Below are 18940 nucleotides of genomic sequence, written 5' to 3'. Positions count from 1 at the left end.
GCGCCGGGGCCGAATCAGTTAGCGACGATGTTGACCAGTTTGCCCGGTACCACAATGACCTTGCGGATCGTCAGGCCTTCGGTGAAGCGCAGCACGTTTTCGTTGCCGCGTGCGGCCGCCTCGACCGCTTCGCGGGTTGCGGACGCCGGCACTTCGATCTGGCCGCGCAGCTTGCCGTTGACCTGTACGACCAGGGTCAGACTGTCCTGCACCAGTGCGGTCTCGTCGACCTTTGGCCATTGCGCGTCAATGATCGCGCCCTGCTTGCCCAGTTGCTGCCAGAGTTCGTGGCAAATGTGCGGAGTGATCGGCGCCAGCAACAAAGCGACAGTTTCCAGGCCTTGCTGCAGCAGCGCGCGATCCTGCTCGGTACCTGTTGCGGCTTTTTCCAGTACGTTCATCAGCGTCATTACCTGAGCAATGGCGGTGTTGAATTTGTGGTGCTGACCGACGTCGACACTGGCCTGCCTGATCGCCAGATTAATCGCGCGGCGTACAGCTTTTTGTTCGTCATTGAGGCTGGCGATATCCAGGGCGCCGGGCAGGCCGGCACTGACATGCGCATGGGCAAGGCGCCAGACACGACGCAGGAAGCGGCTCGCGCCTTCCACGCCGGAATCGGACCACTCCAGGCTCATGTCAGGCGGCGAGGCGAACATCATGAACAGGCGGCAGGTATCGGCGCCGTATGCATCGATCATGGCCTGCGGGTCGACGCCGTTGTTCTTCGACTTGGACATCTTCTCGGTGCCGCCGATTTCTACCGGCAGGCCATCGCTGGCGAGTTTTGCGCCGATGACCTTGGCCTTGGCATCACGTTCGACGATCACGTCGGCCGGGTTGAACCAGTCCTTGCCGCCATTTTCCAGGGTGCGGTAGTAGGTGTCGGCGACCACCATGCCCTGGGTCAGCAGGTTCTTGAACGGCTCATTGGAGCTCACCAGCCCTTCGTCGCGCATCAGCTTGTGGAAGAAGCGCGCGTAGAGCAGGTGCAGGATGGCGTGCTCGATGCCGCCGATGTACTGATCCACGGGCAGCCAGTGGTTGGCCGCCGCCGGGTCGACCATGCCCTGGTCGTAGTTCGGACTGGCATAGCGGGCAAAGTACCAGGAAGACTCGACGAAGGTATCCATGGTGTCGGTTTCACGCTTGGCCGGCGCGCCGCACTTCGGGCAGCTGCACTCGTAGAACTCCGGCATGCGCGCCAGCGGGCTGCCAGCGCCGTCCGGCACTACGTCTTCTGGCAGCACGACGGGCAGCTGGTCTTCCGGCACGGGCACGTCGCCGCAGCTGTCGCAGTGGATGATCGGGATTGGGCAGCCCCAGTAGCGCTGGCGGCTGATGCCCCAATCGCGCAGACGGAACTGCGTGCGTGCCTGACCAAGGCCTTTCTTCTGCAGCGCCACTTCAATGGCATCGAACGCGCCGTCGAAGTCGAGACCGTCGAAGATGCCGGAATTGATCAGCTCGCCGTGCTCGCCATAGGCGTCCTGCCAGGGCGCTGGGGTCTGATCGCCGGCGCTGGTGCGTACCACCGGCTTGATCGGCAGGCCGTACTTGCTGGCGAATTCGAAATCGCGCTCGTCGTGCGCCGGGACGGCCATGACTGCGCCTTCGCCGTAATTCATCAGTACGTAGTTGGCGACCCACACCGGCAGCAATTCGCCGGTCAGTGGGTGTTGCACGTGCAGGGAAATGGCGAGGCCCTTCTTCTCCTGGGTAGCGATATCAGCTTCGGCGACGCCGCCACGCTTGCATTCATCGATGAAGGCCTGCAGTTCGGGATTGTTCTGCGCGGCGAGCGTGGCCAGCGGATGTTCCGCTGCAACGGCTACGTAGGTCGCACCCATCAGCGTATCTGGGCGGGTGGTGAAGACCTTCATCACGCCTTCGCTGCCGATGCTCGCCACGTCGTAGGGAAAGCTGATTTCCATGCCGCGGGACTTGCCGATCCAGTTGCGCTGCATGGTCTTGACCTGCTCGGGCCAGCCATCCAGCTCGTCCAGACTCTCCAGCAGCTCATCCGCGTAGGCGGTGATCTTGAAGTAGTACATCGGGATTTCGCGCTTCTCGATGAGCGCGCCCGAACGCCAGCCACGACCGTCGATGACCTGCTCGTTGGCCAGCACAGTCTGGTCGACCGGATCCCAGTTGACAGTACCGTTCTTGCGATAGATCACGCCTTTTTCGTACAGGCGGGTGAACAGCCACTGCTCCCAGCGGTAGTAGTCCGGCTTGCAGGTAGTGACTTCGCGTGTCCAGTCGACCGCCAGACCCAGGCTTTTGAGCTGGGCCTTCATGTAGGCGATGTTCTCGTAGGTCCACTTCGCCGGGGCCACCTGATTCTTCATTGCGGCGTTTTCCGCCGGCATGCCGAACGCGTCCCAGCCCATGGGCTGCAGGACGTTCTTGCCCTGCATGCGCTGATAGCGCGCAATCACGTCGCCGATGGTGTAGTTGCGCACGTGACCCATATGCAGCTTGCCGCTGGGGTAGGGGAACATCGACAGGCAATAGAACGTGTCCTTGCCGGGCTGCTCACTTACTTCAAAGGATTTCTGCGAATCCCAGTGGGACTGCGCGGCGGCTTCGATTTGGCTGGGCTGATACTGTTCGTGCATGGCTACTGGCGTTGGAATAGGGGGCTGGCTCTCCGCGAAAAAACTCTCGCTGGGGCGGCTGGCGGGTCCGACGGACCTGGCGCAAACCGTAACCCAGCAGGTGGCGGGCGGAGGCATGGAAGCGCCGTAGCATACATGACCCCCCGCGGCCTAGGGAAACCCGATTTGCCGCCACCTTGAGGGCTCCGTCCGTCGTGCGCGGCTTGGGCGAGCGAAGCTGAGCTACGCTTGATCAGGGGCGGGACGAATATGAGGTGAGTCTGATGGGCAGAGAGCCGCGATCTGAGGACAGCAGTCTATATGCGCGGGTGTTGCAGCGACTGAGTTCGGCGCTGCAGGAGGCGGAACGCGGCACGACCGGCGAATCGGAGGCCGCTGGTGATCTGGAGGTACGTGGTCTGACGCCTGCGGAGTTCGAGCTGATCCGTGCCTATCTGCAGCGTGATTCCCAATGGCTTTCCGGATGGCATGCCGCCGCCGAGGAACAAGCTCATCTGTCACGCCAGGCGTTGCGTCCGTTGGTGCGTGGCGGGGGACGGAACAGACACGGCGCGCGCTGCAAGCATACCTCGCTAGCGCTGCAACAGACGCTGAGTTGCGCCTTATGCAATACCGAGGTGGGCTGGCCCGATGAGGCTGGACCTGCGGTATGCCCCGCCTGCGGCTCGCAGTTGCTGCGCGCACGGCAGCGGCTGCATACCTACCCACGTCATTGAGCGGAGGCTGCAGCCGACAAATGCTCCGGCAGCCGCTAGAGTGATGGCCTTTGCCGGGGAAGTCGGATGCCGATTCGTTATCTGTTCAAGCAGCTGTTGTTACCGCCAGGCGGGCTGTTGCTTCTACTACTGCTGGGCTGGTGGCTGCGCCGGCGCGCACCGAAGCTGGCGGCATTTTGCTTTGTCACAGGGTTTGGCGGCCTCTGGCTGATGAGCTTGCCGGTAGTGGTCGAATGGTCGGCGCGGGTCGTGGAACGCGAGCCGGCACTGAGCGAGGTGCAGTGGTCAAAGCTGAACGAGCAAGCCGGCGCCATCGTGGTGCTAGGTGCGGGACGGGAGCAGAGCGATCCTGCCTGGGGGGGTGATCAGCCTGGTTATATCGCCCTCGAACGATTGCGCTATGCCGCACGCATAGCCAAGGCTTCCGACCTGCCTATCCTCACCAGTGGTGGTCTGCACTTCGGCGAACCACCCAGCGAGGCGATGCTTGGTGCGGAAGTATTGCAGCGCGATCTTGATGTCACTACTCGCTGGCTCGAAGAGCGTAGCCGCACCACTTGGGAAAACGCTGTTTACAGCGCGCAGATGTTGCGCGCCGCGGGAATCGAGCGGGTAGTGCTTGTCACTTCTGCATCGCATATGCCGCGTTCGCGCTGGTGCTTCGAGCAAAACGGAATCGAGGTGATTGCAGCGCCGGTGGGCTTTATGGGCGTGCCCAATGGTCGGCCATTGAATGGTTGGTTGCCGGAGGCCAAGGCGTTCTGGCAGAACGGCATGCTGATCAATGAAGTGGTCGGAATGGCGATCTACCCGCTCGTCTACCGTTCGGCGAATGACTGAGTCGAACACGATCCGACAGCGCACGATCGTAGGGTGGGCTCCCGTCGTAAATGGCCTTGCGCAGGCTGGCGGTGGGCGCAAGCCCACCCTACGAAGGCAGCGGACTATGCCTTGCGTCTGATCAGTGCCCAGCCGAGCAGGAGCACGCACACGATAATCAGCGGCCATGAGCGCCAGCGCAGGTACGGCGTCAGGCCCTGCATAGGGGTGACTTCGCCGTACAGCACCGCTTGTTCGAACTGTGGGATCTGCTCGGTGATGCGTCCATAGGGGTCAATCAGCACGGTGATGCCGTTGTTGGTCGCGCGGATCATCCAGCGGCCAGCTTCCAAGGCGCGCATCTGCGCCATCTGCAGATGTTGCAGCGGTCCGATGGAACGGCCGAACCAGGCATCGTTGCTCACCGTCAGCAGCAGGTCGCTCTGTGCGGCGAGCCCAGCAGCGAATTCCGGATAAACCACTTCGTAGCAGATGTAAGGTGCGATCTTCAGGCCCTTGGCCTGCAGCAATGGCTGGCCGGACTCGCCGCGGGCGAAGTCGGACATTGGCAGGTCGAAGAAGGCGATCAGGCCGCGCAGCAAATCCTGTAGCGGCACGTATTCGCCGAAAGGCACCAGCTTCTGCTTGAGGTAGGTGCCTGATCCGTCGCCCGCGGTGGTCAGGCCGTTGTAGTAGCGCAGGTCGCCATCGGCATTGGGTTGGCGCACCGGTACGCCAGTGATCAGTGCTGCATCACGCTGCTCGGCGAAGCCAGCCATCATCTGCAGATAGCCTTCGGCGTGATCCTTGAGGATCGGTACGGCGGTTTCTGGCCATACGATCAGATCGGCGGGTCGGCTGCGGAACGTCATGTCGCGATACAGCAGTAGTTGCATTTCGAGCTTTTTCGGGTCCCACTTCATGCTTTGCGCGACGTTGCCCTGCACGGCAACCACGCTCAACGGTTCGCGCTTGGCGGTGGTCCAGGCGTGCCCGTCGAGCAGCAGCCCTGCGACCCAGGGCGCTGCCAGCAGCGCGATGGCGAGCGCAAGGCGTGGCTTCTCAGTGCGCAGTTGAGGCATCGCAACCAGCAGCGTTGCGGTCAGAGCGATCGCAAAGCTCAACAGCCAGACGCCACCGAGCGGCGCCAAGCCGGCCAGGGGGCCATCGAGTTGGCTGTAGCCGGTGTAAAGCCAGGGAAAGCCAGTGAGTATCCAGCCGCGTAGCGCGTCGAATGCCAGCCAGAGCGCAGCGAACGTCAGCGCATCGCCTAGAGCCGAATGGCGATCACGCAGCAGGCGCGCCCAGAGCCAGCCGAGCAGTGCGAAGAACAGCGCCAGACCGGCCACGAAACCCAGCGTGAGCAGCCCGGCCAAGGCCGGCGACGCCGCTCCGAAGTCGTGAATGCTGACGTAGACCCAGCTGACCCCGGAAGCGAACAGGCCAAAACCGTAGCACCAGCCGCGTTGCGCAGCCTGCTTGGGTCCGGCTTTGCTCAGGCCAAGGTACAGCAGGGCGACGGACAGAAGCGCTAGCGGCCAGATGTCGAACGGCGCCAGCGAGAGGGTGGTCAGGCTGCCGGCGGCCACGGCTAGCAGGTTGCCAGGCCAGCCGGGGCGGGAGATCCAGTGCATGGGGGTTCCTTGCGCGACGGGTGCGGAGGGAGGCTACGGGCAAACGATGAGGCTAGGCAAGCCAACGCTGCGCTGGCAAAACGTGCCGCGCAGACTTGCTGCGCGGCACGCCATGCTCAGCGGTTTGGATCGGCCAGGCGAGTCAGGCGCAGCATGTGCACGCGACGGCTGTCGGCGTTCAGTACGCGGAAGCGGAAGCCCTCGATCTCGGCCACCTCGTTGCGCTTGGGTAGATGGCCGAAGGTGCTCATCACCAGGCCGGCGACAGTGTCGAATTCATCGTCGGGGAAGGCGCTGTTGAAGAATTCGTTGAAGCTGTCGATCGGCGTCAGGGCCTTGACCAGAAAATCGCCGCTGGGCAATGGCCGGATGTAGCTGTCCTCCTCGACATCATGCTCATCCTCGATGTCGCCGACGATCTGTTCTAGCACGTCCTCAATGGTCACCAGCCCAGCCACGCCGCCGTACTCATCGATCACGATGGCCATGTGGTTGTGGTTGGCGCGAAACTCGCGTAGCAACACGTTGAGGCGTTTGGACTCGGGCACAAAGGTCGCCGGGCGCAACAGATCCTTGATGTCGTAGCCGTGGTGTTCGTCCTTGAGGATCAGTGGTAGCAGATCCTTGGCCAGCAGGACGCCGATCACCTCATCGAGGCTTTCGCCGACGACTGGATAGCGCGAGTGCGCTGCAGAGATGATCGCTGGCAGAAACTCGCGCGGCGACTGGTCGGCCCTGATGCTGATCACCTGGGAGCGGGGCACCATGATGTCGCGGACCTGCAGGTCCGCGACCTGAATGGCGCCTTCGACGATGGCCAGCGCTTCGCTGTCGAGCAGCTTGTTCTGATGGGCTTCGCGCAGGATTTCCAGCAGCTCCTGGCGATTTTTGGGTTCATGGGCAAAAGCCTGGGTGATTTTTTCCAGCCAGGTCTTCTGCCCGCTGATCGATCGATCTTCGCTCATGTCGTTGACTCAAGAGTCCTTGCAAGTGCCCGTAACGGGCGATTCTTCGGCATAGGGGTCGGGATGACCCAGTTCGGCCAGCAGTTGTCGCTCCAGTTCTTCCATTTCCTCGGCTTCGACATCGTCGATGTGATCGTAGCCAAGCAAATGCAGACAGCCATGGATGACCAGGTGCGCCCAATGCGCCGCCAGCGCTTTCCCCTGCTCCGCGGCTTCGCGCTCTACCACTGGTACGCAGATGACCAGATCGCCGAGCAGCGGAATATCCAGCATTTCGTCGGGGACGTCGGCCGGGAACGACAGCACATTAGTCGCGTAATCCTTGTGCCGCCAAGTGTGGTTTAGTTCGCGGCCTTCGGCCTGGTCAACCAGGCGGATAGTCAGCTCCGAGTCGCCGCTGCGCTGGCGCAGCGCCAGTTCGCACCAGTGCTGCAAGTCGGCAAGCGCCGGGACTGCACCACTGGTGGCGCACTGTAAGTCGAGCTCAATCACCGGCGGTGTCCTGCGCGGCACGCTTGCCGGGCGGGAGCTGGCGATCTTCGAAAGACTCGTAAGCTTCGACGATGCGTTGCACCAACGGATGACGAACCACGTCCTTGGGTTTGAAGTGGGTAAAGCTGATGCCGTTGACGTCCTTGAGCACCTCGATGACATGTGCCAGGCCGCTCTTGGTGCCGCGGGGCAGATCGACCTGGGTGATATCGCCGGTAATCACCGCGGTGGAACCGAAGCCGATCCGCGTGAGGAACATTTTCATTTGTTCCTGAGTGGTGTTCTGACTCTCATCGAGAATGATGAAGCTGTTGTTGAGCGTGCGTCCGCGCATGTAGGCCAGCGGGGCGATCTCGATCACCTGCTTCTCGATCAGACGGGCGACGTATTCGAAGCCGAGCATCTCGTAGAGGGCGTCGTACAACGGGCGTAGGTAGGGGTCGATCTTCTGCGCCAGGTCGCCGGGCAGGAAGCCGAGCTTTTCGCCAGCCTCTACCGCCGGGCGTACCAGCAGAATGCGACGCACCTGCTCGCGTTCCAGCGCATCCACCGCGCAGGCCACCGCCAGGTAGGTCTTGCCGGTGCCGGCTGGGCCGACACCGAAGTTGATGTCATTGTCGAGAATGGCTTTGACGTAGCGCTGCTGATTCGCACCGCGAGGGCGAATCATGCCTTTCTTGGTGCGCAGGGCGACGCCCTGGTGAGCGTTCGGGTTGGCCAATTCCTCCATCCCGGATTCCTGCAGGTACAGATGCACCATATCGGGAGAGAGCTCGGTGTTCTTGGTTTCCCGGTACAGCCGGCGTAGCAGTTGTTCGGCAGACTTAGCCACGTCGCTTGGCCCGATCAGCTCGAACTGGTTGCCGCGGTTGCGGATTTCCAGTTCCAGGCGCTGTTCGATCAGGCGTAGATGCTCGTCGAATTGGCCGCAGAGGTTGGCGAAGCGATGGGCTTCAAAAGGTTCGAGGGTAAAGCGATGTGGTTCTATGGGTGCGTTCAAGGGCTTTTATATATGGCCGTGATCGGCGAAGTGATGGGGGAAGAATAGCGCCGCGGGCGCAAAGCGGAAAGCGCAGTTGCGTAGCCGGTCGCGGCTCCATGTAATCACATGGGGGCCGCAACCGCGATTCTCAAGATAGCAGGGTGCCACGCAACGAGTGCGGCAGGGCATCATCGATGTGCACGTCGACGAATTGGCCGATGAGCCGTGGGTTATCGCAGCTGAAATTGACGATGCGATTGTGCTCGGTGCGGCCCTGCAGCATGCCTGGGTCCTTCTTCGAGTAATCGGTAACAAGGATGCGTTGAGTGCTGCCTACCATCCGTCGGCTGTTCTCGAAGCCTTGCTGATTGATGCGCTGCTGAAGGATGGCAAGGCGCTGCTTCTTCACTTCGTCCGGGGTGTCGTCAACCAGGTCGGCCGCCGGCGTGCCGGGGCGTGCGCTGTAGACGAACGAGTAGGAGAAATCGAAGCCGACGTCCTCGATCAGTTTCATGGTCTGCTCGAAGTCCTTGTCGGTCTCCCCGGGGAAACCGACGATGAAGTCCGAACTAATCAGGATGTCCGGCACCGCCGCTCTGAGCCGGCGGATGCGCGATTTGTACTCCAGCGCAGTGTGGTTGCGCTTCATCGCCGCCAGTATCCGATCGGAACCGGCTTGCACCGGCAGGTGCAGGTACTTCACCAACTGCGGGATGTCGGCGTGGGCCTGGATGATGGCGTCGGAAAACTCCAGCGGGTGGCTGGTGGTGTAGCGAATGCGCCCGATGCCGTCGATTGCCGAAACCGCGTGCAGCAGATCGGCGAAATCATGGCCGTCATAACGGTAGCCGTTGACGTTCTGTCCCAGCAGTGTGACTTCCTTCACGCCGTTTTCGGCGAGATGCACGACTTCCGCCAGCACGTCGGCCAGTGGCCGGCTGACTTCCTCCCCGCGGGTGTAAGGCACCACGCAGAAGGTGCAGTATTTGCTGCAGCCTTCCATAACCGATACGAATGCGCTTGGGCCATCGACGCGAGGTTCGGGTAGCCGATCGAACTTCTCGATTTCGGGGAAGGATATGTCCACCTGCGGCTTCTTGGTGGTGCGCGCGGCGTCGATCATCTCCGGCAGGCGATGCAGTGTCTGTGGGCCGAAGACCACGTCGACATACGGCGCGCGGTCGCGGATGGCCGCACCTTCCTGGCTGGCCACGCAGCCGCCGACACCGATCACCAGCTGTGGGTTGTCCAGCTTCAGCTCGCGCCAGCGGCCAAGTTGCGAAAAGACCTTTTCCTGGGCCTTCTCGCGGATCGAGCAGGTGTTGAGCAGGATCACGTCGGCTTCTGCCGGGTTCTCGGTGATCTCCATGGCCTGGTGTTCGCCCAGCAGGTCCACCATGCGCGAGCTGTCGTACTCGTTCATCTGGCAGCCATGGGTTTCGATGAAAAGCTTGCGGGTCATGTTACGGGCCGGCGTTGTGCAAAAAATGACCGGCGATTATATGCCCAGGACCGAGCAGGGGAAAGCACGGACGGATGCCGCAGGTTCGACCAGGTGTTTCCTGCTCAGGGAATAAGCGGTGCGTCGGCGGCCTGCAGCTGCATCAGATAGTCGCGAAAGATCTGGCCAAGCACCTGAGTGGCGATTTCCAGTTCGTCGCGGCGCATCTGGCCGGAAACTCGGTCGGCAGTATCCAGTGCATTATCTTCGCCGTTGACGGCAGCCATTTTCAGTACGATGTAGGCCTGCACGTTGTTGGCTTTGACGCCTTCGCCGCGGAAGAACATGACGCCCAGCCGGTGCTGTGCCGCTGCGTGACCACGCAGTGAGGCCTGCTCGAACCAGTACAGTGCTTTGGCTAGGTCGCGCGGGGCGCGCCGCCCGTCGTAATGAAACTCGCCCAGCTCGTACGCGGCCTGTACGTCACCCTCACTGGCAGACTGCTGGCAGCTGCGCAGCGCTTCGGGCAGATCCTCGGGAAGCGTGTCGAGCGCGCAGCGCGCAGTCGCCGGGATCAGCAAAGTGTTCCCGCCGGCGGTGGCCGTGAGAGGCGAGAGAAGCAGCAGACAGCCCAAAGACAGGATGCGGCCGGTGCGGATCATGAAATCTGGCGCCTCGAGGAGCAGGGCGGTAATGAAAGGCTGGAACGAGCCAGCCGTCACATTATGGATAAGCTGCAGTCTGCTTACAAAGCCTTTAACCGCCTGCCATCGGCTTTTTATGCGACTGCGGCATGATCCTCGCGAGTGCTGCCCGGCAACCGCACCAGCAGAACGGCCAATAGCGGGCTGGCGATCGCCAATAGCAGTGGGCTTATATTGCTGAGCGGATTGTCGAACAGCATGGCCTTTGGCAGCGGTGCCATGCCGAGCAACAGGACGCCCGCTACCAGCCCGGCAACGGTTGGCAGGCTTGCCGGCCATTGCAGTACGCCGGCGTAGATCACCAGCAGTGCGCTGGTCAGCACCAGACCGAGCGCGTAGGGCTCGCTCCAGCCCAACTGACGCGCCAGCTCGAAGAACACGCACAGCCCCAACACCACGCGCCCCCAGTTCGGTCGACTCCACACCCAGCGCCTTGCCAGGGTCAGCGCAGCCACTGCTATCAGCGGCAAACCGAGCAGCAGGCTGGCGCGCTCCAGCCACTGGTAGGCGTCCTCCAGATCCATGCCAATCAGCGTGGCGGCGGCGCATGCGCCGCTGGCCGCAGTCAGGATGAAGCCGAGCAGCGCGCTGAACAGTGCCGGCTGATCCGCTTCGCCGTATTGTCGCCGGGCGCGGCCAATCAGCACCGCGCTGGCGCCGGCAGTGAGAGTCAGCAGGATGGCCTGCAGCAGTTCCATCGTCGGGCTCACTTGAGCTTGGCGAAGGCGCGCTCGGCCGCGTCCAGGGTGATCTGCAACTCGGCTTCGCCATGGGCGATGGAGGTGAAGCCTGCCTCGAATGCGCTCGGTGCCAAATAGACGCCGCCGTCCAGCATCAGGTGGAAGAACTGCTTGAAGCGATCGGCATCGCTCGCCATGACATCGGCGAAGGTAACGATGTCATCGGCGCCGCTGAAATACAGGCCGAACATGCCGCCCACCTGAGTGGTGACGAAGGGAATGCCGGCGGCATCGGCGCGGTCCTGCAGGCCCTGCAGCATACGGCTGGTGTAGGCGCCAAGTTCGTCATGGAAGCCGGGGCGGCTGATCAGCTCGAGTGTGGTCAGGCCGGCAGCCATGGCCAGTGGATTGCCGGACAGCGTGCCGGCCTGGTAGACCGGGCCGAGCGGGGCAATGTGCTGCATGATCGCGCGCTTGCCGCCGAAGCAGCCGACCGGCATGCCGCCACCGATGATCTTGCCGAAGGTCGACAGGTCCGGGGTCACGCCGTAGTAGGCCTGGGCCCCGCCAAGTGCAACACGGAAGCCGGTCATCACTTCATCGAAGATCAGCACAACGCCGTGCGCGTCACACAACGTGCGCAGTCCCTCTAGGAAGCCTGGCGCCGGTGGAACGCAGTTCATGTTGCCGGCTACCGGCTCGACGATGATGCAGGCGACCTGCTCGCCCTTTTCCTTCAGCGTGGCCTCGACTTCAGCGAGGTCGTTATAGGCCAGGGTCAGGGTGTGCTTGGCGAAGTCCGCCGGCACGCCGGCCGAGCTTGGTACGCCTTGGGTCAGCGCGCCGGAGCCGGCTTTCACCAGCAGGCTGTCGGAGTGACCGTGGTAGCAGCCCTCGAACTTGATGATGTCGTCGCGGCCGGTATAGCCACGGGCAAGGCGGATCGCGCTCATGGTCGCTTCGGTACCGGAGCTGACCATGCGCACCATCTCCATCGATGGCACCAGGCGGCAGACCAGCTCAGCCATCTCGGTTTCCATTGCGGTCGGCGCGCCGTAGGACAGCCCGTGCTCGAGCTGGCGGCGCACGGCATCGAGCACCTGCGGATGGCTGTGGCCAAGAATCATCGGGCCCCAGGAGCCGACGTAGTCGACGTAGCGCTTGTCATCCTCGTCGATCACATAGGCGCCGGCAGCGTGCTTGAGAAACAGCGGCGTGCCACCGACGCTACGAAAGGCGCGAACGGGGGAGTTGACGCCGCCCGGGATGTGGGTCTGGGCGCTGGCGAAAAGGGTTTCGGAACGGGACATGCGGGCCTCGCAAAACAAGGGCAGACCGACGTGGTGCGGTCTGCCGTGGCGGAATCAGGGAGTGAGGAACAATTGGCTGAACGCTCGGGCACGGCGTTCGACCTCAGCGGCGTTTTCGGCGGCGAACAACGCATGCACCACGGCGATCATCTGCACACCGTCAGCGATCAGCGACGGTGCCGTATCCAGTGTGATGCCGCCGATGCCGGCGATGGGTAGACCGACGCGTGCGCGGGCTTCGCGCAACAGCTCGCGATCGGCGGAGGGGGCGCCGGGTTTGGTCTGCGACTGGAAGAAACGGCCGAAGGCGACATAACTCGCACCCTCGCGGGCGGCCTGCTCAGCGAGCGTCAGCTGCGCATGGCAGGTGGCGCCTATGATCGCCTGGCGCCCGAGCAGGGCTCGTGCAGCGGACAGGGAGCCATCCTCCTGGCCGAGGTGCAGGCCAACGCCAAGGCGGGCTGCCAGCTCGGCATCGTCATTGATGATCAGTTGCGCGCCATACTGCGCGCAGAGCTCTCGCAGTGCATCGGCCTCGCGCAGTCGGCGGGCCTCGTCGCTGGATTTGTCGCGATACTGCAGCAGGCGCGCGCCACCTTTCAGTGCTGCTTCGACGTAAGGCAGCAGGCGGCCTTCGGCTAGCAGCTTGCTGTCGGTGATGGCGTACAGGCCGCGCAGCCGGGTCGATTCCTTCATGCGCTGCTCTCCAGTCAGACCAGGTCCAGCGGCAGGCGCCGCGGGACGAATTGCCCGTGTCCGGGCGCCTCGGCATCGCGCAAGGTGCGCCAGGTGTAATCGAGTGCGGACCTGACCGCGCTGGTCAGTTCTTCACCCAGCGCCAGGCGACCGGCGAGTGCACTGGCCAGGGTGCAGCCGGAGCCGTGATAGCTACCTGGCAGGCGTGCACAGGTGAAATCGTGACGGCTGCCGTCGCGGCAGTAAAGACGGTTATGCACTTCGGTTTCGTCGCCGTGGCCGCCAGTAATCAGCAGGTGGCGGATATGCGGTAGCAATCGCTCGGCACACTCATCGGCGCTGCCGTCTGGCAGCTCGGCAAGAATGCGAGCTTCCGGCAGATTGGGGGTGGCGATGGTAGAAGCGGAAAACAGCCGCTCGCGCATGGCATAGCCTACGTCCTCCTTGCCCAATGCACCGCCACCGCCGGCACGTAGCACCGGATCGCAGACCAGTGGCACGCCGGGCAGCTTGGCCATGATTTCAAGAACGGTCTCGACCATTTCCACCGAGCCAAGCATGCCCAGTTTGACGGCGGCGATCGGCATATCGGCGATTACCGCATAGGCCTGGGCAAGTACCCATTCGCGGTCGAGCACGCGGAAGTCGGTGACGTTGACAGTGTCCTGCACGGTCAGTGCGGTGACGGTCGGTGCGGCATGGCAAGCCTGGGCCAGCAGCGCTTCGATGTCTGCCTGCAGGCCCGCGCCGCCACTAGGGTCATGGCCGGACAGGCAGAGAACGACGGGTCTTGAAATAGGGTTTTTCATGGCGTGCGAGCTTATCACCAAACGCTGACAGCGGGACGCGCCAGTTGTGCGTCGAACCGCCACCGTTGCCGGCGCCGGCCATCGGATTGATCGCCAGGGGCATTCGCTTTTTCCGGCTTGAAGGGCCGTTATGGTAGATTGCTGGCACTTTGGTTTTCGGACCGGACGGCGGGGTTCACGGGGTGTGAGCTCGTATTCGTCATCTGGCCAGCACGAGGCACCATGCGGTACGTCTTCCTGTTCATCCTGGCCCTTGTGCCTGCGCTGGCCGTCGCCGTCGACCTCGACGAAGAGACCCGCCACCTGCCGCTAGGGTCACTCATGCAGGTGTTCGAAGATCCGCACGGCGAGACGCGGATAGAAGATATTGCCTCGCCAGCATTCGAAAGTCGCTTCCAGCCCCACCAGGGCGCCGTCTTCAACGCTGGCTATTCCCGCTCAGCACACTGGGTGCGGGTCGATTTGAACTATCGACCACAAGCCTCGCAAGAGGCGCGGCGCTGGTTGCTGGAGGTGGCCTATCCGCCGTTGGACAGCCTGCAGCTGTACCTTGCCGATGGGAACGGCGGCTACCGGCTCGCCCGTGACACCGGCGACACCATGCCATGGGCTAGTCGCGAGATCCGCCAGGGCAACTACCTGTTCGAAATCGAGCTGCCGGCCAACCAGCCGCAGCGGGTGTACCTACGCGTGCAGAGCGAAGGCTCGATTCAGGTACCGCTGAGCCTTTGGTCGCAGCATGCCTACCTCGAGGCGCAGCCTGGGCGCATCTATGTGCTCGGCATGATCTATGGCGTGCTGCTGGCGATGCTGGTCTACAACCTGTTCATCTATATCAGCATCCGCGACCCCAGTTACCTGTACTACATCCTCTACATCGCCGCGTTCGGCCTCTATCAGGTCTCGGTGAACGGCGCCGGCGTACAGTTTCTATGGCCTGATCGTACTTGGTGGGCCAATGCCGCCACGCCGTTGCTGATCGGTGCCACCGGGCTGTTTGGCTGCCTGTTCACCCGCAGCTTCCTGCGCACCGCCGAGCACAGCCGCTGGATGGACCGGCTGTTGCGGCTGATTATCGGCTTCTCCGTGGTGGTCATGGTGCTGGCGTTGACCACCGACTATGGCCTGTCGCTGCGCCTGGCAACCGCGCTGGCGTTGCTCTTCACTCTGGCTGTGTTCGCTGCCGGCATCCTCGCCTGGCTGCGCGGCATGCGTGTCGCGCGCTACTTCATCATCGCCTGGAGTGCGTTGCTGATCGGCGGGCAAATCAACACTCTGATGGTGCTTGGGCATCTGCCGCACAACTTCCTCACGATGTATGCCAGCCAGCTGGGTGCCGCGCTGGAAGTGGTGCTGCTGTCGATGGCGCTGGCCGATCGCATCAACGCACTGAAGGACGAGCGCGCCACGATTCTCGAGGATGCCCGTGCCGAACTGGAACAGCTCAACCGCGAGTTGGCCGAGAGCAACCGACTCAAGGATGAGTTCCTCTCCAATATCAGCCATGAATTGCGTACGCCGATGATGGGTGTGATGGGTGCTCTGGAGTTGTTGCCGGCATCCGACACTCCGGAGGAGCTGCAGCAGTATCAGCACATCGCCACTGGGTCGGCGCGCGACATGATGCGCCTGGTCAACAACATTCTCGCTCTTAGCGAGTTGCGGGCCGGCAAGCTGCGCCCGGAGGATTACCGCTTCAGCCTGAGCGAAACCGCGGCGCGACTGCAGCAGCAATTTGCCGCGCAGGCATATGACAAGGGCCTCGCCTTCGACCTGGAGCTCGATGACAAGCTCCCCGACTTTGTGTACGGCGATCGCGAGAAACTCGAGCAGAGCATTTGCCATCTGCTGGATAACGCAATCAAGTTCACTTCCCGCGGGACCGTGACGCTACGTTTCGCCGGGGTTGTGGAGCTGCGCGAACTGCAGCTGAACATTGAGGTAATCGACAGCGGTATCGGCTTCAGCGCTGCCGATCAGGCTTTTCTCTACCATCAGTTCCGCCAGGTAGACGGCTCCATGACCCGCCGCTATGGCGGCCTCGGTATCGGCCTGGCGATCAGTCGCGGGTTGATCGAGGTGCTCGGCGGGCAGCTCGACCAGCATTCGCGTCCGGGGCTGGGCAGCCGTTTCTGCATCCGCGTTCGCCTCGCGCTGAGTCCTCCTGCCGTACGGTCGGCGGCTTCGTCGAGCGCTATTCCGCCCTCCGATCCGATTGCCTGACGCACGGACCTTTTGGCCGATACCTCGCTTCAACCCTCGCGTCGGTGCGTGTTTCACTGCTGATCCATCGTGCTGACGTTGCTGCTCGCCGACTACGCTTGCAGGCAGCCGTCGCGCAACGGATTAGAAGGAGGACGCCCAGATGAACCTGCAGAGCTGCGCCGAAACCCACGAGGTCACCAACCAGGTGCCGCCACTCGACGGTGCCAATCTCTATCGCATCGATCTGCCGCTGCAGCAGTGGGTAAAGCGCTATCAAGCGGGCTGGGCGCAGGAGCGTCTGGATGTCTACGGCGCGCTTGCCGGTGGGCCGCTTATGCAGGCCGGCTTTCTCGCCAACGAGAACAAGCCGGTCTTCAAGAGTCACGACCGCTATGGCCATCGCCTTGATCTGGTGGAGTTTCACCCGGCCTATCACGAGCTGATGCGCGCTGCCGTCGAGCACGGCATTCCGTCGCTGCCCTGGAGCGATCCGCAGCCCGGCGCCCAGGTGGCTCGTGCTGCCTTGATGTACCTGCACAACCAGGCCGAAGCCGGTAGCAGCTGCCCGTTGACCATGACCTACGCCAGCGTGCCGGCGCTGCGCCTGCAGCCTGACCTTGCCGAACGCTGGCTGCCGAAGATCCTCGCCCGCGAATATGACCCGCGCAACCTGCCGATGGAGCAGAAGGCCGGCGTCACCATCGGTATGGCGATGACCGAGAAGCAGGGCGGCACCGACGTGCGCGCCAACAGCACTCGCGCCTATCCGGTTGGTACCGGTGGCCCCGGGCAGGCCTACGGGCTGGTCGGTCACAAGTGGTTCTGCTCGGCGCCGATGTGCGATGCCTTCCTCACCCTGGCGCAGACCGACAAGGGCCTGTCCTGCTTCCTGCTGCCGCGCCATCGCCCGGACGGCACGCGCAACCAGTTCTATATCCAGCGCCTGAAGAACAAGCTGGGCAACTGGGCCAACGCCTCCAGCGAAGTCGAGTACCGCGGCGCGCTGGCCTGGATGGTCGGTGAAGAAGGGCGTGGCGTGCCGACCATCATCGAGATGGTCTCCTCGACCCGCTTCGACTGCATGATCGGCTCCAGCTCGCTGATGCGTCAGGCGCTGACCCAGGCCATGCACCACTGCGCGCACCGTCAGGTCGGCGGCCGGATCCTGCTGGAGCAACCGCTGATGCAGAACGTGCTGGCCGACCTTGCCCTGGAAAGCGAGGCAGCGCTGGCGCTGACCCTGCGCATGGGCCGTGCCCAGGACAACCGCCATGACGAGCACGAAGACAAGTTCGCCCGGCTGGTCACCGCCGTCGGCAAGTACTGGATCTGCAAACGCGCGCCGAACATGATCGCCGAGGCCAGCGAATGCCTTGGCGGCGCTGGCTACGTCGAGGAAACCATCCTGCCGCGGCTGTACCGCGAGGCACCGGTGAATTCCATCTGGGAGGGCTCCGGCAATGTGCAATGCCTGGATGTGCTGCGCGCACTGTCCAAGGAGCCCGGCGTGCTGGAGGTGCTGTTCGCCGAACTCGGTGACGGTCACGGTGATGCACGGCTGAAGGCGCATATTCAGCGATTGAAGACGGCCTTCGGTGACACCGAGGACATCCAGTACCGCGCCCGTCAGCTCACCGAAGACGTAGCCGTCGGGCTGCAGGCCAAGCTGCTGCTCGAAGCCGGCAACGCGGCCGTTTCGGATGCGTTCATTGTCAGCCGTCTGGAGGGGCAGGGGCGCGTCTATGGCACCCTGCCGCGCGGGCTGGACATCGACGCGCTGCTTGCCCGCAGCGCGCCGCAGCTGTGATTCAGAGCAGGTTGAATCACCTACTGTCGGGTCTGCCCGCGTAGCAGCTCCTTGAGCTCGGCTATTTCGCCACGCAGGGCGCGGACCTCCTCATGCAGGTCCGCCTCAATGTGCTCGCGTGCCGCCTCGATGGTTGCCTGGGTGGCTTCGTGGTCCGCATCGGTAACCGTCTGCATCGCGTTGACGATGATGGCGATGAACAGGTTGAGCATGGTGAAGGTGGCAATCAGGATGAACGGGATAAAGAACACCCAGGCGTAGGGGAACACGTCCATCAGCGGGCGCACGATGCCCATCGACCAGCTTTCCAGCGTCATCACCTGGAACAGCGTGTAGATCGAACGGCCGAGGTTGCCGAACCACTCGGGGAATTCTGCGCCGAACAGCCCGGTGGCGATCACCGCGGACACGTAGAAGACCAGCGCCAACACCATGGCAATCGAGCCCAGACCGGGAATGGCCGAAAGCAGCGCGCCGACGACGCGGCGCATCGACGGCACCATGGTGACCATGCGCATCACCCGCAGTACGCGCAGGGCGCGCAGAACGCTGAACGGGCCGCTGGCGGGCACCAGCGCGATGGCGACCACGGTGAAATCGAACAGGCTCCAGGGATCACGGAAGAACGCCGCGCGATGAACGTAGATGCGCGCTGCGATTTCCACCACGAACACGCCGACGATTAGCACATCGACCACCCTGAGCAGCTCGCCCCAGCTAGCCACCAGTGACGGCGAGGTCTGCATGCCGAGAATGGCCGCGTTGATCACAATCAGCAGCAGGATGCTGCGCTGAACGAACGGCCGTTCGATGAGCTGTTCCAGGCGACTACGGGCGTTCGTCTCTGGGCGTGTTACCTGCATGATGCCTACCTGTGTGTATCCGTCATTGCCCTGCACCGTGACCGCAGGGCTCTACTGCCTGAGCACTGAGTGCCGGGCGGGCGCGAGTATGGCGGCGAAGGTCGGCGTGGGGAAGTGGCTGCATCAACCGGATCGTTTCCCGGTTTGACAGAGGTCCGAATGGCAGGCGCTGACGTGGCGAAATGCAGACTGGCCG

General features: G+C 63.1%; 16 protein-coding genes. 4 read left to right on the top strand and 12 right to left on the bottom strand.

Annotated elements, in window-relative coordinates; all coding sequences use genetic code 11:
* Positions 1-14: 14 nt before the first annotated feature.
* Positions 15-2621, bottom strand: a complete 2607-nt coding sequence (gene leuS, locus AAEZ08_RS03565; RefSeq protein ID WP_500123722.1) for a leucine--tRNA ligase — start codon at positions 2619-2621, stop codon at positions 15-17.
* Positions 2622-2884: 263 nt separating this feature from the next.
* Between leuS and AAEZ08_RS03560 the strand changes: the two genes are divergently transcribed.
* Positions 2885-3337 carry a hypothetical protein gene (locus tag AAEZ08_RS03560; protein WP_003285143.1) on the top strand — a complete coding sequence of 151 codons (453 nt, stop codon included), beginning with the start codon at positions 2885-2887 and terminating at the stop codon, positions 3335-3337.
* A gap of 66 nt (positions 3338-3403) precedes the next feature.
* Positions 3404-4177 carry a YdcF family protein gene (locus tag AAEZ08_RS03555; RefSeq protein ID WP_102820796.1) on the top strand — a complete coding sequence of 258 codons (774 nt, stop codon included), beginning with the start codon at positions 3404-3406 and terminating at the stop codon, positions 4175-4177.
* Positions 4178-4281: 104 nt separating this feature from the next.
* On the opposite strand, the gene lnt is transcribed toward AAEZ08_RS03555, so the two are convergent.
* From lnt to AAEZ08_RS03505, 10 genes are all read right to left on the bottom strand, one after another.
* Positions 4282-5790, bottom strand: a complete 1509-nt coding sequence (gene lnt / locus AAEZ08_RS03550; protein WP_500123721.1) for an apolipoprotein N-acyltransferase — start codon at positions 5788-5790, stop codon at positions 4282-4284.
* A gap of 116 nt (positions 5791-5906) precedes the next feature.
* Complete coding sequence (locus AAEZ08_RS03545) at positions 5907-6755, bottom strand: CorC family transporter (protein WP_058065028.1); 849 nt, start codon at positions 6753-6755, stop codon at positions 5907-5909.
* Positions 6756-6764: 9 nt separating this feature from the next.
* On the bottom strand, positions 6765-7247 hold the full coding sequence (ybeY, locus tag AAEZ08_RS03540; RefSeq protein WP_482694475.1) for an rRNA maturation RNase YbeY: 483 nt from the start codon (positions 7245-7247) through the stop codon (positions 6765-6767).
* The gene (locus tag AAEZ08_RS03535) at positions 7240-8247 is read right to left on the bottom strand and encodes a PhoH family protein (RefSeq protein ID WP_003285138.1); all 1008 of its coding nucleotides are present in this window, start codon (positions 8245-8247) and stop codon (positions 7240-7242) included. Before AAEZ08_RS03535 ends, ybeY begins: the two co-directional genes overlap by 8 nt.
* 130 nt (positions 8248-8377) lie before the next feature.
* Positions 8378-9691, bottom strand: coding sequence for a tRNA (N6-isopentenyl adenosine(37)-C2)-methylthiotransferase MiaB (gene miaB, locus AAEZ08_RS03530; RefSeq protein ID WP_003285136.1), 1314 nt, complete (start codon positions 9689-9691; stop codon positions 8378-8380).
* A 104-nt stretch (positions 9692-9795) separates the two neighbouring features.
* Positions 9796-10332: a tetratricopeptide repeat protein gene (locus AAEZ08_RS03525; RefSeq protein ID WP_003285135.1), complete on the bottom strand. Its 537-nt coding sequence runs from the start codon at positions 10330-10332 to the stop codon at positions 9796-9798.
* Between the two features lie 116 nt (positions 10333-10448).
* A complete protein-coding gene (locus AAEZ08_RS03520; protein ID WP_003285134.1) occupies positions 10449-11072 on the bottom strand; it encodes a hypothetical protein in 624 nt (207 codons plus the stop codon).
* Positions 11073-11080: 8 nt separating this feature from the next.
* On the bottom strand, positions 11081-12364 hold the full coding sequence (hemL, locus tag AAEZ08_RS03515; protein WP_003285133.1) for a glutamate-1-semialdehyde 2,1-aminomutase: 1284 nt from the start codon (positions 12362-12364) through the stop codon (positions 11081-11083).
* A 54-nt stretch (positions 12365-12418) separates the two neighbouring features.
* Positions 12419-13060, bottom strand: a complete 642-nt coding sequence (gene thiE / locus AAEZ08_RS03510; protein ID WP_003285132.1) for a thiamine phosphate synthase — start codon at positions 13058-13060, stop codon at positions 12419-12421.
* Between the two features lie 14 nt (positions 13061-13074).
* Positions 13075-13869 (bottom strand): bifunctional hydroxymethylpyrimidine kinase/phosphomethylpyrimidine kinase, encoded by a 795-nt coding sequence (locus AAEZ08_RS03505; RefSeq protein WP_003285131.1) that lies wholly within the window; start codon positions 13867-13869, stop codon positions 13075-13077.
* A gap of 222 nt (positions 13870-14091) precedes the next feature.
* Between AAEZ08_RS03505 and AAEZ08_RS03500 the strand changes: the two genes are divergently transcribed.
* Both AAEZ08_RS03500 and AAEZ08_RS03495 read left to right on the top strand, forming a co-directional pair.
* The gene (locus AAEZ08_RS03500) at positions 14092-16092 is read left to right on the top strand and encodes a sensor histidine kinase (protein WP_003285130.1); all 2001 of its coding nucleotides are present in this window, start codon (positions 14092-14094) and stop codon (positions 16090-16092) included.
* A 142-nt stretch (positions 16093-16234) separates the two neighbouring features.
* Complete coding sequence (locus AAEZ08_RS03495) at positions 16235-17881, top strand: acyl-CoA dehydrogenase family protein (protein ID WP_003285129.1); 1647 nt, start codon at positions 16235-16237, stop codon at positions 17879-17881.
* Positions 17882-17901: 20 nt separating this feature from the next.
* Here AAEZ08_RS03495 and AAEZ08_RS03490 read toward each other — a convergent pair whose 3' ends face one another.
* Positions 17902-18744 (bottom strand): ion transporter, encoded by an 843-nt coding sequence (locus AAEZ08_RS03490; protein ID WP_003285128.1) that lies wholly within the window; start codon positions 18742-18744, stop codon positions 17902-17904.
* Positions 18745-18940 lie beyond the last annotated feature (196 nt).

It is taken from the genome of Pseudomonas sp. E45-MNA-CIBAN-0222 (assembly GCF_040310405.1).
GTDB classification, from domain to species: Bacteria; Pseudomonadota; Gammaproteobacteria; order Pseudomonadales; family Pseudomonadaceae; genus Stutzerimonas; species Stutzerimonas stutzeri_AC.
This window is presented reverse-complemented; position numbering and strand designations above follow the sequence as displayed.

Excerpts from the sequence above, each read along its gene's own strand:
- hemL (WP_003285133.1), bottom strand. The coding sequence starts at position 12,364 with ATGTCCCGTTCCGAAACCCTTTTCGCCAGCGCCCAGACCCACATCCCG.
- thiE (WP_003285132.1), bottom strand. The coding sequence starts at position 13,060 with ATGAAGGAATCGACCCGGCTGCGCGGCCTGTACGCCATCACCGACAGC.
- leuS (WP_500123722.1), bottom strand. The coding sequence starts at position 2,621 with ATGCACGAACAGTATCAGCCCAGCCAAATCGAAGCCGCCGCGCAGTCC.
- AAEZ08_RS03495 (WP_003285129.1), top strand. The coding sequence starts at position 16,235 with ATGAACCTGCAGAGCTGCGCCGAAACCCACGAGGTCACCAACCAGGTG.
- AAEZ08_RS03525 (WP_003285135.1), bottom strand. The coding sequence starts at position 10,332 with ATGATCCGCACCGGCCGCATCCTGTCTTTGGGCTGTCTGCTGCTTCTC.
- AAEZ08_RS03500 (WP_003285130.1), top strand. The coding sequence starts at position 14,092 with ATGCGGTACGTCTTCCTGTTCATCCTGGCCCTTGTGCCTGCGCTGGCC.
- AAEZ08_RS03555 (WP_102820796.1), top strand. The coding sequence starts at position 3,404 with ATGCCGATTCGTTATCTGTTCAAGCAGCTGTTGTTACCGCCAGGCGGG.
- AAEZ08_RS03560 (WP_003285143.1), top strand. The coding sequence starts at position 2,885 with ATGGGCAGAGAGCCGCGATCTGAGGACAGCAGTCTATATGCGCGGGTG.
- miaB (WP_003285136.1), bottom strand. The coding sequence starts at position 9,691 with ATGACCCGCAAGCTTTTCATCGAAACCCATGGCTGCCAGATGAACGAG.
- AAEZ08_RS03505 (WP_003285131.1), bottom strand. The coding sequence starts at position 13,869 with ATGAAAAACCCTATTTCAAGACCCGTCGTTCTCTGCCTGTCCGGCCAT.
- AAEZ08_RS03490 (WP_003285128.1), bottom strand. The coding sequence starts at position 18,744 with ATGCAGGTAACACGCCCAGAGACGAACGCCCGTAGTCGCCTGGAACAG.
- AAEZ08_RS03520 (WP_003285134.1), bottom strand. The coding sequence starts at position 11,072 with ATGGAACTGCTGCAGGCCATCCTGCTGACTCTCACTGCCGGCGCCAGC.
- lnt (WP_500123721.1), bottom strand. The coding sequence starts at position 5,790 with ATGCACTGGATCTCCCGCCCCGGCTGGCCTGGCAACCTGCTAGCCGTG.
- AAEZ08_RS03545 (WP_058065028.1), bottom strand. The coding sequence starts at position 6,755 with ATGAGCGAAGATCGATCGATCAGCGGGCAGAAGACCTGGCTGGAAAAA.